The organism is Chromobacterium sp. CCUG 30098 (assembly GCF_059916605.1).
This window is the reverse complement of sequence record NZ_JAUCGS010000019.1, coordinates 33,211-46,130: the sequence shown is the minus strand read 5'-3', so window position 1 is coordinate 46,130 and position 12,920 is coordinate 33,211. Positions and strand designations below refer to the sequence as shown.

Annotated in this window: 7 protein-coding genes; 1 reads left to right on the top strand and 6 read right to left on the bottom strand. The window is 64.7% G+C overall.

Annotated features, from left to right (window positions below):
- Window positions 1–244: 244 nt before the first annotated feature.
- From QUG03_RS23000 to QUG03_RS22975, 6 genes are all read right to left on the bottom strand, one after another.
- A complete protein-coding gene (locus QUG03_RS23000) occupies window positions 245–2,815 on the bottom strand; it encodes a TonB-dependent receptor (RefSeq protein WP_486636998.1) in 2,571 nt (856 codons plus the stop codon).
- A 547-nt stretch (window positions 2,816–3,362) separates the two neighbouring features.
- The gene (locus tag QUG03_RS22995; protein ID WP_500821097.1) at window positions 3,363–5,954 is read right to left on the bottom strand and encodes a TonB-dependent receptor; all 2,592 of its coding nucleotides are present in this window, start codon (window positions 5,952–5,954) and stop codon (window positions 3,363–3,365) included.
- Between the two features lie 404 nt (window positions 5,955–6,358).
- Window positions 6,359–8,623: a glycoside hydrolase gene (locus tag QUG03_RS22990; RefSeq protein WP_500821096.1), complete on the bottom strand. Its 2,265-nt coding sequence runs from the start codon at window positions 8,621–8,623 to the stop codon at window positions 6,359–6,361.
- A gap of 83 nt (window positions 8,624–8,706) precedes the next feature.
- A complete protein-coding gene (locus QUG03_RS22985; protein WP_235089059.1) occupies window positions 8,707–9,483 on the bottom strand; it encodes a DUF2861 family protein in 777 nt (258 codons plus the stop codon).
- The gene (locus tag QUG03_RS22980) at window positions 9,483–10,127 is read right to left on the bottom strand and encodes a response regulator transcription factor (protein WP_107799444.1); all 645 of its coding nucleotides are present in this window, start codon (window positions 10,125–10,127) and stop codon (window positions 9,483–9,485) included. Before QUG03_RS22980 ends, QUG03_RS22985 begins: the two co-directional genes overlap by 1 nt.
- Window positions 10,124–11,506, bottom strand: coding sequence for an ATP-binding protein (locus QUG03_RS22975; protein ID WP_500821095.1), 1,383 nt, complete (start codon window positions 11,504–11,506; stop codon window positions 10,124–10,126). The genes QUG03_RS22980 and QUG03_RS22975 overlap by 4 nt, the downstream gene beginning before the upstream one ends.
- Window positions 11,507–11,605: 99 nt before the next feature.
- Here QUG03_RS22975 and QUG03_RS22970 point away from each other — a divergent pair, with 99 nt between their 5' ends.
- Window positions 11,606–12,913, top strand: coding sequence for an MFS transporter (locus tag QUG03_RS22970; RefSeq protein ID WP_235089064.1), 1,308 nt, complete (start codon window positions 11,606–11,608; stop codon window positions 12,911–12,913).
- Window positions 12,914–12,920 lie beyond the last annotated feature (7 nt).

Below are 12,920 nucleotides of genomic sequence, written 5' to 3'. Positions count from 1 at the left end.
TGCTGGATCACTTTGACCACGCCCTGGGCCAGGCCCGACACCAGCGCGTAGATCAACAGTGCATGGAAGACGATCACGCCGACCAAGCCCGCGATGCGGCGCTTGGGCGGGGGACCGCCGATTCCTCTGGCTGTGATGCTCGTCATGTTTATATCCACTGTCTTCTGATTCGCCCGGCGGCGGCACGCCGCCGGGCCCGAGAACGGGGCGGACTCCAGTCCGCCCCATCCAGTTTCCCGCCGCCTTAGAGCTTGTAATTAGCCTTGAGGAAGAAGGAACGGCCCATCGGATCGGTAAAGCGCGGATCGTAGTTCTGCTGAGTCGAACGCGTTAACTGATTGGAGTAAGGCGGCTCTTGATCGAACAGATTCTTGATGCCGGCGGTCACCGTCAGCTTTTTGTTCCAGGTATAGGAACCAGACATATTCCAGGTGGAGTAAGGTCTGACGTTGTGGTCCTGACCTGCCGGGTTGGCATCGGTGTAACCGGACTTGTAGTTCTGGGCCAGCATCGCGCCCCACGGGCCGTAAGCCCAGCCCAAAGTCAGGTTATGCTGCCAACGGAAAGTCGGACCGCCGTCGATGTACGAGCCCAGGCTGCTGTAATACGGGCCGTTTTTCTCGTTCTGGTAGGAGTACTTGGACAGATAAGTGCCGTCCAGGGTCGCGGTGAAGGTGCCGGCGGCGGTCTTGGGCAATACCCAGTTCAGCTTGACGTCGACGCCAGCGGCGCTCAGATTGCCCAGGTTGTCGTAGTCGTCGATGATGTAGGACAGATTGCCGTTGCCGTCGCGGACAAAGTTTTTAGAGTACTTGACCGGATCCGCGAAGATGGCGGTTTCGTCCAGAACGCTGATCTGACCCTTGATCATGGTCCACCAGAAATCCGCGCTGGCGGTGAAGTCCTTGACCGGTTCGATCACCATGCCGAAGGACAAGGAGGACGACTTTTCCGGTTCCAGCTTCTTGTTGCCCGCAATGCGCTTATTGCGCTGCATCTTGGTGCAAGCGGTGCCGTCTGCGCCCGGCGCAGGATTCACGCCGTCCGGACAAGCGCCGTAATCAACGTAGCTGCTGCTGGTCAGCTGCAACTGGTTGGGGCGGTAGATATTGTACAGCGACGGCGCGCGGAAGCCGGTGCTGGCCGAGCCGCGGAACATCACTTGCGAGCTGGGCTGGAACTTGAAGGCGACTTTCGGGTTGATCGAGCTGTCGGTATCGCTGTAGTGGTCGTAGCGCGCGGCCAGTTGCACATCCAGGTTCTTCAGCACCGGAATGTCCGCCTCGCCGTAGAAAGCGTAGGCGGAACGGCTGCCGCTGGAATCTTCAGTCTTGTCCTGGCCCGTGCTCAAGGCGTCGCGGGTCACCGCTTTGTTGTAGATCGTGCTCAAGGACTCGCGGCGCACTTCCGCGCCCAGCGCGATCGCCAGCATGCCGGCCGGCAGTTGCAACACTTCGCGGCTGGCCTTGATGTCGGCCATGTCGATGGTGGACTTGGCTTCCTTGGTCTGGCCGGTCATGCCCACAGAGCGCCAGGCAGCGAGGTTGTTGCCGGACAGATCGAACGGATCCAGCGCGCCGCTGTCGACCGCGGACTGCATCTTGCTCTTGCTGACGTAGCCGGAGGTCAGGTTTTCCTTGATCAGGTTTTCCGAACGGCCGATGCCGGCGCGGTAATCCCAACCGGCGATCAGGCCTTCCATATTCAGCATCAGGCGCTGCGTGACCGAGTTGGCTTCGGTCTCGCGATTGCCCAGCGGAATGGTGCGCACATACAGCTTGTCGCGCTTGCTCGGGTCCACCGCGTTGGCGCGGGTGATGTCGCCGGCGGTCGGCAGCGGCGCGTTCTGCGCAGTGGTGATGGTTTCGGTGCGGGTGTATTGCAGCGACAGCTCGTGGTTGTCGCCAATGCGCTTGGTGGCCTTGATCAGGCCGGAAATCTGCTCCACCTGCGGGATGATGCTGGGGTACAAAGAGAAATACTCAACGCAACGCCCGCCTACGTACTGCGAAAAGGGCGGCGCGCATTTCGGCGCGGAAGGCGTCACCCACTTGTTGGTTCTGCCGTCCAGATAGTTGCCGGGCCATGCATTGGGGCTGGTGCTGGTATAGGGGGTGATTTGCTTGGCGAAATCACGCTGGCCCGCCATCACCATATCCTGCTTCAGGTAGTCGATGGCGCCGTAGACGTTGAAACCGTCCTGGTTCAAGTCGCCGATGCCGTAGGAGGCGTTGACGCGCTTTTCATCGCCGCCACCGTGCTGCGGATTGGCCAGGCTGCCGCCGATGCTGAAGCCCTTCAAGCTCTTCTTGGTGATGAAGTTCATCACGCCGCCGATGGCGTCGGTGCCGTAGATGGCGGAGGCGCCGTCCAGCAACACTTCCACACGCTCGATGGCGGACAGCGGAATGGCGTTCAGGTCGGCGGAGGTGCCGTCAATCGCCTGATTGGCCATGCGGCGGCCGTCCAGCAATACCAGCGTGTATTGATTGCCCAGGCCGCGCAAGCTGGCGAAAGAGCCGCCGCCGGAGGACGCGCCGACCGAGGCGCTAGCCCCTTGCGACGACTGGTTGGCGGCGATGCTGTTGACCACCTGCTCCACCGTGGTCAGACCCTGCTTGGCCAGGTCTTCGGTTTTGAGAATGGTGACGGGCAGCGCCTTTTCCTGCTTGATGCTGCGCTTGATGTTGGAACCGGTGATCTCCACCCGGTCCAGTTGACCGGAGTTCGCCTCAGCGGCGAATGCGAACGGCGCATGGCTCGCCATGCCGGCCATGGCCAGGGCAAGCACTAGCTGCTTCTTTTGACTTCTCAACTTGATTTCTCCTTAACTGCACACGGAAACCAGCAGCGCTTCTGACGAACGTTTGCTGGATACTGCAGGTCGTCGACAATCGAACGTCATGACCGTGTTTCGAGTGTGTTAAGGATTGTTGCCCCCCGTCAATATTTGTTGAGGGGCGATCCTGCTCGTCCGGCGCCCCGTTTAAACGCGCCTTTTGACGGAGAAATGCGCAAAAATCATGTTAGCGCTTGAAAATCAATAGACTATGCCCCTGATTTTTGCCAGCAGCTTTTACAGAAAGCCGCTAATTCCATGTCATTTTCCATGGTGAGAACAACTTGCCATTGTTGCTTTTTTGCATTTTTACGACAAATTCGTACAAGAATTTCAGATTAGACTAATTTTGCAAAAACTTATGCATTCGTTTTTTTAATGGCAGGCATGTAAAAAAACATTCATATCCAATCTAAACCACGCCAACTTAGCAGCATGCCCCCAGACAAATACATTCCAAAAACATAAAACCCCGCCGCGCCAAACGGCGCGACGGGGCTTGATCAAACCACCTTGGCGAGGCTTAGAGCTTGTAGCTGGCTTTCAGGAAGTAGGCGCGCCCCACCGGGTCCGCCACCACCGGGTCAAAGCCGTACTGGAAGGTTTTGGTCTGGTTGCTGAACGGCGGCTCCTGGTCGAACAGATTGCGGATGCCGGCGGTAATGGTCAGCTTCTTGTCCCACACATAGCTGCCGGACAGGTTCCAGTTGGAGTACGGGCGCACATTATGGCCTTCATCGTTGGGATTCAGGTCGGTGTAGCCGGACGAGTAGTTCTGCACCAATACCCCGCTCCACGGCCCCTGGGCCCAGTTGAACGCCAGGCTGTGCTTCCAGCGCAAGGTCGGCTGCAGAATATTCTGATACCAACCGCCCAGAGAGCTCAGATAAGGGCCCTTGGGCTCCATTTGCTGCTGGTACTTGGAGGTGTAGGTGCCGTCCAGATTGACGCCGAAATTGCCCCAAGCCATCTTGGGCAGACGGAAAGCCAGACTGATGTCCACGCCGGCCGCGCTCAGAGTGCCCAGGTTCTGGGTGGTGGTGATCACATGGTTGAGCGAACCGTCGGGGTTGCGCACAAACTTGTCCGCGTACTTGCTCGGATCGGCGAAAATCACACCCGGATCCAGCGCGCCGATGGTGTCCTTCACCGTGGTCCACCAGAAGTCCGCGCTGGCGGTGATTTCCTTGATCGGCTCGATCACGATGCCGAAGGTCAGCGAGCTGGCCTTCTCCGGCGACAAATTGTTGTTGCCGCCCTGCAAGGCTTCGAACTGGGTGTTGCAATCGTCCACCTTGTTGCCGCCGTTGGCCGGCGTGCCGCCCGGGCAGCGCAAGGGGTCGTTGAACTTGTTGGCGGTGTAGGTCTTGCTGTTGGGCGTGAACACGTCGTACAGCGTCGGCGCGCGGAAGCCCTTGCTGGCCGAGGAGCGGAACAAGACCTGGGGGATAGGCTGATACTTGACGGCGATCTTGGGGTTGAAGGAGCTGCCGAAGTCGGTGTAGCGGTCATAACGCGCCGCCAGCTGGGCGTCGAAGTTCTTGAAGATGGGGATGTCCGCTTCGACATAGGCCGCGGTCACGCCGCGGCTGCCGCTGGTGGACTTGGAATCGGCGATGCCGGAGCCCAGCGCGAACTGGGCGATGTCCTGGATCTGGCTGTCCAGTTTCTCACGCCGGGTTTCCACGCCGAAAGCCGTCGCCACCATGCCGGCCGGCAGCTGAAACACCTCCTTGCTGACCTTGAAGTCCGCCATCACCGTCTGATATTTGGCGATCCAGCCGTCGCCCTTCAGCTCGGTGCTCTGCCAGGCGCCCGGCGCGGAATCGCCAAAGGGGTTGATGGTGCCGTCCTGGAAGGCGGCAGCGACCTTGTCGCCGTGCACATAGCCGGACTTGTAATTGATGATGGTCTTGTTCTCGGAGTAGGCCACCCCGCCGCGGTAATCCCAGCCCGCCAGCAAGCCTTCGGCGTTGAAAGCCAGCCGCTGCGTGGTGGACAGGCTCTCGGTCACGCGCGGCCCCAGCGGCACCGCGCGCGAGTTGATCACCACATCGCTGCCGTCGGTGGGCGTGCCGTCCGGCAAATGGGTCGGATAATACTTGTCGCCCGCCTTCAGGGTGGCGATCTTGGCCAGCGGCGCCGGCGAGATGCGCGTGGTGCTCAGGTTGCGCGCGCCCATGTACTGCAGCGACAGGGTATGTTCCCCAATCTGCTTGGTGCCCTTGGCGAAGGCGGTCAGTTGCTCCACCTCCGGCGTCAAGTCCATGTAGAGGGTGGCGTTCTCGCCACAGGAGTTGGCGTCTATCGGCTTGGCGTACGGCGGTTTGCAATTCGGCGCCGTCGGGTTGTAGGCGTTGCCCTTGTAGGTGAAGTTGGACGGGAAGACCCGGCCGCTCAGATTGTCCGCGGTCAGGTATTTGTTGGCGAAGGAACGGTTCAGCGTGGTGATGGCGTCCAGCTTCTGATAACTCAGGGAGCCGTAAACGTTGTAGCCGTCCTTGTTCAGATCGCCGATGCCGGCGGTGATGCTGGCGCTGCCGGTATTGCCGCCCTTGTGGTCGGTGGACACCAGCTCGCCCGCCACCGTCACGCCCTGATAGCTTTTCTTGGTGATGAAGTTGATCACGCCGCCGATGGCGTCGGTGCCGTAGATGGCGGAGGCGCCGTCGCGCAGCACCTCGATGCGCTCAATCGCCGACAGCGGGATGGCGTTCAAATCCGTGGCGTAGCCGCCAATCGCCTGGCTGGCGACGCGACGGCCGTCCAGCAGCACCAGCGTGTACTGCGAGCCCAGGCCGCGCAGGCTGGCGTAGGAGGCGCCGCCCGACACCGTCTGCACCGACGAAGCGCCCACCATGCTGGACTGGTTGCTGGCCAGCGAATTCACCACCTGCTCCACCGTGGTGAAGCCCTGCTTGCTCATTTCCTCGGTGCGAACCACCGTCACCGGCAGCGCTTTTTCCTGCTTGATGCTGCGCTTGATGTTGGACCCGGTGATTTCCACCCGGTCCAGGGTGCCGCTGCTCGATTCCGCCGCCCAAACGCTGCCGGCTTGGCCGCCCAGGCCTGCCAGGGCCAGGGCCAGCACCAACTTCTTCTTGCTAGTTCTCATGATTTCTCCAGTCATGTGTCTAACCTGCTTAGCGCGCTTCTCTAGACACGCTTTCGGCAGATCATCCAGCCGCAGACTATTTGTCATATGGCCTGACACGATGCTTGGAGCATTTATTACAGACGGTCAATCGACATCATGAATCGTCACATACCGTCTTTCCGCCCACGGCGGCGTTCTGGATGAAAACCGCCGCGCCGCCAGCGGCCGGAAAGGCCGCCGGCAAAGGCTTACGCCCGATGGCGGCGCGCAGGCCGCCGCTGTGGCGTTTACAGCGGCGCGTTGTCATTTTGCCAATGCGCTGTGTGGCACGATATTTTTATGACATGTGTAAAAATCAGATAGACGATTAAATCAATGCATTTAACTCATGCCTGCGGAACACCGGGCCAAACCGCGGTCCATCAGGCCGGAGCCGGCTCGCAATCCTTTAAGGAAACCGTGCGCTCCGGCTGCCCGGACAGTTGCACCCGCATCGCCCGGCCGGCCAGTTCGCGTCCTTCCAGCTGCCGCGGCTCGGCGCTGAAATTCACCGTCAAGCGGCTGCCGTCCGCAAAGCGGGTCTGTTGCGACAAGCGGTCCGGCGTCAGCCAGGCAAAACCAGTCATGGCCTGGGTCGCCAGTTGCCGGTGCAGCGGCCGGAACACCTGATCGGCACAGCGCATCAGCGGTAGCCGCTTCTCCAGGCTCTCCGCGCTCAGGTGCCAGAGCGGCGGCGTGTTGTACAGCCATTGCGTCAGCAGATTGTCGGCATAGGCGTTGCTGAACTTCAGGTTGTCGTACAGCCAGTGATTGCTAGTGACGATGGAGTCGTGGAACGCCGCCTGGTAGAGCGGCAAGCGGTAGCCCGGCTGGTAGTAAATATTCAGATACGGCTGTTTCAGGGGCACGGAGCGAAAAAACACCTCAGGCTGATTCGCCGGAAACCAGCGGCCCAGGAAGTACGGCGATTTGGGATTTTTCTGCAGATCGGGATCGCCCCAGCCCAGCACCGGCACCTGCATGCCGTGCGCGAAGGCGATGCCGCGCGAGGTGGCGGCGTTGCCGTTTTCCGAACCCACCGGCACGCCGAAGCGGTCCCGCACCCAGGCCATGCTGCGTTCATTGCCGGCCGCCACGCCGGCCTGGCTGGTCCGCCGGCCGGGGCTGTGATCGTCGAACACCATGCCGGTGGCGTAGGCGTCCAGAAACCAGCTGTTGAAACCCAGCGCCTGATGCAGCGCCTGGCTGCGCTGACGCAAGACCGGCCGCACGCAATCCGGGTTGGTGTAATAGCCGGACTGCTGGAATCCGCTCTTGCGCCGGCCGCTGGCCAAGGTAATGCCGCAGTTCCGGTACGCGGCGGCGCCCTGCTGCGCCGTCAGCCAATCCTCGCGCTGCCCCGGCGGCAAGGCGGTTTCATAGGAGTCGTAGGCCGCCATCAGATAGCCGGCGCGCACGCCCGCCTTCATCGCTTGCGGCTGCCACAAGCCGCCCTCCCAATTGTCCATGCCCAGCCACAGGCGCTCCAGGCCGGCCGCGCGCAAGGCCCGCAGTGTGCGGAGCGACAAGCCGCCGCCCCAATCGTCAGGCTCGCCCAAGGCTGCGCCGAACACTTCCCTCACCTCGCGCCGCAGGCGGCGGTAAGGCTCGGCCAGCTTGTTCCACGCCGGCGCGGCGCTCAACCAGCCGGCGCGCGCCTCCGCCGTGGCCGCCTGATTGAAGGCCGCCAACAGCACCCGGCGCTGGTAGGCGTCGGGCCGGGCCGAGGCCGTCCGCAGCGCCGCGGCGGCTTCGGCGTCGAAGCGCCCTCTCAGCCGCCGCGCCAGCGCGCTGTCGCCGCGCAGCAAGCTCAGCCAGCGTCCCCAGTCGCGCACATCCTCCGCGCCCAGCAAATCGTTGCCCCATAGATAGACATGGCTGGCGCCCACCAGCTTGGCGGTTTCCGGCTGCGCGCGCATCTTGTCGGCCAGGCTTTCGAAACGCCCCGCCCCGATCAGCCATTGCCGATAACGCTTGGCCCCGGCCAAGAGGTCCCCGTCCGCCAGGTGCAAGAGCAAGGTCATCGGCTCCCGCCGGTTCAAGGCGTTGAAATCATGGCTGAGCGCCAGCCCCAGGCCGGCGCCGTCCCGGCTTACCTTCAAACGGTTGTTGAAGGGATTGAGCAGCAGCCAATGCAGGCTGCTCGCGCCATAGTCCATGCCCCACAAGGGCAGGCTGAGGTTTTCCGAGGTGTTTAGCCCGTCGCCGGCAAAGCGCGGCAGGAAATCCAGCCACAGCGGGTCGCCGGCCGGCGCATAACTGCCCTCGGCCAAGGGCAGCAGCAAGCCGCGCCCCATCGCCGCCGCCGGCTGCCGCAGCAGCGGCACGGTCTCCGCGGCGCCGGCTCCGGCCTGAACCGTCAGCGTCAGGTCCGGGCCATCCAGGCGCGCGCTCAAGCGATAACGGCCGCGCTCCCAGGACCAGGCGGCGCCGGCCGCGTCCGCGTTCAGATCCGCCACCGCGCGCGCCGGGCCGCCGCTCGACACCGCCAGCGGCGGCTGTCCGGCCGGCGTCGCGGTCACCGCCAGGGTGGCCGGGTCCAGCGCCACCCTCCATTGCGCGTTCTCCAGCCGGATCTGCGCCCAGGCGCTCAGGGGCAGACACATCGCCGCCAGCGCAAAAACAAGGGAATGAGGGGATATCGGCATTGCGGGCACTCTCCGTATGGGAATCAAGACGGAGAGATTAAAAAGGCAAAGGCCGCCCCGATTGTCAGGCCAATGTCAGGATTTCAGCGCGGCCCCACCTGACGGTGCGCCAGCCTCAACACCAATTGGCCGCGCGCCTCGGCGCGCACCAGGGCCACGCTCTGCCATAGCTCGCCCCGGCCGGGCGGCCAGCGCAGCGCCTCGCCCAGCTCGCGCCGCCGCCACCAGACAAAGCCGTAGTCGCTGCGACGCAACAGCGATTGCTCCAGCCAGGGCTGGGCGCAGGCCGCGCGCGGCGGCGGCAAGCGCGACACCGCCAGCGGGCTGCGCGACAGCCAATCCAGATTGGCCACCTCAGGCAAGGCCAGCTCGGCCTGCCATTGCCGGCCGGCGGCGCTGAGCTGCAAGCGGTAAGCGCCCGCTGCCAGGGGCCGGCTCAGGTCCGCGCTTTCCAGGCGGAAGCCTTGGCCGTCTTCCCGCTCCAGCAAGCCGCCGCGCAGCAGATCATGCCCCTGTGCGTCCAATAGCCGGGCGTCCTCCAGCGCGCCGCGGCCGCTCAGCACCACCCGGTAGGCACGCGCCAGCGGCATATCGCGCTGCGCCAGCTCCAGCGTCAGTTGCGGCAGCCAGGCCGGCAGCGTCAGCGGCGCGTCCTTGCCGCAGTGCTCGGCGCTCAGCGCCGCCAAGGCCTGCGCCCAGGCTTGCCGCTGCGCCTGGCTGCGCAAGGCCGGCCAGCTTTCGGACAGCGCCTGCCAGGCGGCCGCGTCGTCCGCGCCCAGCAAGGCGCGGTTCAAGGCCGCCAGCGGATCCGCGACGGCCGGCGCGGCCAGCGCCAGCCACAAACACCATGCGCGCAGCATCAGTTCTTCTCCAAACGGTAGCCGACGCCGCGCACGGTTTCGATGGCGATGCCGGGCAGCTTCTGCCGCAGTTGCAGGATGTGAGTGTCCACGGTGCGCGTGGACGGAAAGCTGTCGTAACCCCAGACCTGATTCAGCAATTCGTCGCGGCTCATCACCCGTCCGGCCATGCGCGCCAACAACGCCAGCAGTTCGAACTCGGTGCGCGTCAACGCCACCTCCCGTCCTTGCCAGTTCGCCGATTGCCTAGCCGGCTGCAGGCTCAAGGCCCCCAGACTCAGGCTGCCGTCGCCCAAAGGCCGCAACTGGGCGCGAATCCGCGCCAGCAACTCGGCATGGGCGAAAGGCTTGCTCAGATAGTCGCGCGCGCCCGCCTCCAGCCCGGCCACCCGGTCGCCCACCTCCACCCGCGCCGTCAGCACGATCACCGGCAAGGCTTTCTGCGCCAGCCAGCCGGGCAAATGCCGCAGGCTGTCGCCGTCCGGCAGGCTGCGGTCCAGGATGACCAGATCGGCGCGCAGCCACTGCGCGGCCGCGTCCTCCGCCCGCCGCAGCCACAGGCAGCGATAACCCGCGTCCTCCAGAAAGCGGCTCAGGCCGTCGCCCAGCGTTGCGTCGTCTTCAATCAAGAGCAAGGTGTTCATCGCGGGGAATCCTGTCGCGGCGCCCGCTTGACGGGCAGTTGCAAGCTAAAGCGCGTGGGCGGCCCGGACAGGCTCAACCGGCCGCCCAGCCGCTTCAGCACCCGCCGGACGATGGCCAGGCCCAGCCCCATGCCCTCGCCGCCGCCGTCGCGCCGCGCCAGTCGGCGCAGCCGGTAATCCCTCAGGCGGCCGCCGTCGCACACCGTCAGCGTCAAATTGCGGCCGTCCCAATCCGCCAGCACGCGCCAGGGCGGCCGGCCATGCCGGCGCGCATTGGCCAGCAAATTGTCCAGGCACAAGCCCAGCCAATAGGCCGGCAACAGCACGGTCGCGTCCTCATTCAGACAAAACGCGGCCTGATGCCGCTCCGTGATCGCGTCCAGCCATTCCGCCAGCCGCACCGCTTGCCTCCCTTCGTCCAGGCGTTCGGCGGACAAGTAATGGCGGCTGGCTTCGGCCAACTGACGCAGGCGGCTGACGCCGCCGGCCAAATGTCCGAACTGATCTTGAGCGGAATCCGGCAGGCGGTCGAAATCCCGGCGCAGCCCCTCCACCACGCCGGCCAGGCCGGCGATGGGGGTGCGCAATTCATGAGTGAGCATCTGCAAGGCGAAACGCCGCTCCCGTTCCAGGCGCCGCCACTGCCAGGCCAGCCAGCCGCCGGCGGCCAGCGCCAGCCCGGCGAGGCCCGCCAGTAAAGCCCGCCAGGGCCAGGCCGGCGCCGGCGTCGGGTTCAAGCACAGTCCGTCCTGGCGCTCAGCGCAGGCGCCCGCGCCGGCCGCGGACACCCTGACCCCGGCCGCTTCCGCCCGGTCCCGCCAGGCGGCCGCCGGGTACAGCCGCCATTGGCCGTCCCGCAGCCGCCACAGCGCGCCGTCCTGCCACAGCCAACGCGCGCCGGCCAGCAAGGCGTCCAGATTGTCGTCCGACAGCCCGCCCAACAGCCCCAGATCGTCGTCGCGTTCGCGCACATGCAGCCAGTCCGCCACCGCCGCCCGCGGCCGGCCCTGCCGCCAGTGCGCGGCGCTGCTGCCGCCCAAGGGATGAACCGGATGCAGGCGCAGCCAGTCGTCCGGCAGACGTCCGTCCGCGCAGCGCCGACGTTCGAAATCCCGCCACAGCGCCGGCAGGGCAGACAGATCCCCCTCGCAGCGACGCTCGTGCGCCTCCAGCTGCCGCAAGGCGCGCAGGCTGTAGCGGGACCAGGCCGGCTGCAACGACGCCGGCGCGATCAGCCCCTCGTCCAGCGACTGAATCCGCGTCAGCGCCAAAGACCGCGCCGGCCGCGACTCGGCCAAGGCGGCGTCCAGCCGCGACGACAGCTCGCCGGCCCAGGCCGCGTGGCAGATCAATAGGCAACAACACAGACGTAGCTTCATGCGCCGCATTATACGGAAAACCCGCCGCCGCTCGGCTGACAGGCCGGCGCGAATCCGCTAGCATGCGTTTCCGGCTCATGACACAAGATCGGCATCCCCGTGAAAGCAGGCTTTTCCTTCTTCGCCACCCGGCGCTTCTTCCCGCTGTTCGGCACCCAGTTCCTGGGTGCCTTCAACGACAATCTGCTGAAAACCGCCATCGTGGTACTGATCAGCTTTCACGGACTCAGCCTGGCCGGGCTGCCGCCGGAACAACTGGTCAATCTGGCCGCCGGCGTGTTCATCCTGCCCTTTTTCCTGTTTTCCGCCACCGCCGGCAAATTGTCGGAGCGCTATGACAAGGCCGCCATCGCCCGCTGGATCAAGCTGGCCGAGATCGCCATCATGCTGCTGGCCGGAACCGGCTTCTTCCTGCACTCCGCCGGCCTCTTGCTTTCCGCGCTGTTCCTGATGGGCGCCCACTCCGCCTTTTTCGGCCCGCTCAAATACTCGGTGCTGCCGCAATATCTGAAAGAACAAGAACTGGTGGGCGGCAACGGCCTGATCGAGATGGGCACTTTTCTCGCCATCCTGATCGGCCAGATCGGCGGCAGCATGCTGACCACCGGCGGCCCTCTGCTGATCACCGCCACCTTGCTGGCCACCGCCATGCTGGGCTACGGCGCCAGCCGCGAGATGCCGCCAGCCCGGCCCGGCGCGCCGCAGCTGAAGCTGTCCTTCAACTTCCTCAAAGACTCCGTGCTGCTGATGCGCGACGCCTGGCGCCTCCGCGACGTGCGCTGCGCCATCCTCGGCATTTCCTGGTTCTGGCTGATGGGCGCGGTCTACACCACCCAGCTGCCCACCTTCACCCGCCTGCATCTGGGCGGGGACGCCGCCGTCTACACCCTGCTGCTGGCCTTGTTCTCCATCGGCATCGGCCTGGGTTCGGTGGTGTGCGCCAAGCTGTCGCAAGGCAAACTGCAATTGGGCATGGTGCTGGTGGGCAGCGTCGGCATGACGCTGTTCGGCGGCGATCTGGCGCTGTCCGCGCTGCCGCACTACCGCGGCGAGCTGATCGGCCTCGCCGATTACCTGGCCCGCGCCGGCAGCTGGCGCAATATGGTCGACGTGGCGCTGCTGGGCTTCTTCGGCGGCTTCTTCACCGTGCCGCTGTACACCTGGCTGCAAACCGCCAGCCCGGACGATTTCCGCTCTCAGGCCGTGGCCGCCAACAATATCGCCAACGGCTTCTACATGGTGGCCGCCGCCATCGGCAGCGCGCTGGCGCTGAAGCTTTACGACAGCATCGCCATCCTGCTGCTGGCCACCGCCGCGCTCAACATCCTGGCCACCCTGCACCTGCTCAGCGCCGCGCCGGTGATCTGGCGACAGCGGCTGGACTGGCTGCGCGCGCTGCGCGACTGAGACCGGC

Bases quoted from the DNA above. Each gene is read 5' to 3' on its own strand.
- QUG03_RS22975 (WP_500821095.1), bottom strand. From the start codon at position 11,506: ATGAAGCTACGTCTGTGTTGTTGCCTATTGATCTGCCACGCGGCCTGG.
- QUG03_RS22990 (WP_500821096.1), bottom strand. From the start codon at position 8,623: ATGCCGATATCCCCTCATTCCCTTGTTTTTGCGCTGGCGGCGATGTGT.
- QUG03_RS22985 (WP_235089059.1), bottom strand. From the start codon at position 9,483: ATGCTGCGCGCATGGTGTTTGTGGCTGGCGCTGGCCGCGCCGGCCGTC.
- QUG03_RS22980 (WP_107799444.1), bottom strand. From the start codon at position 10,127: ATGAACACCTTGCTCTTGATTGAAGACGACGCAACGCTGGGCGACGGC.
- QUG03_RS22995 (WP_500821097.1), bottom strand. From the start codon at position 5,954: ATGAGAACTAGCAAGAAGAAGTTGGTGCTGGCCCTGGCCCTGGCAGGC.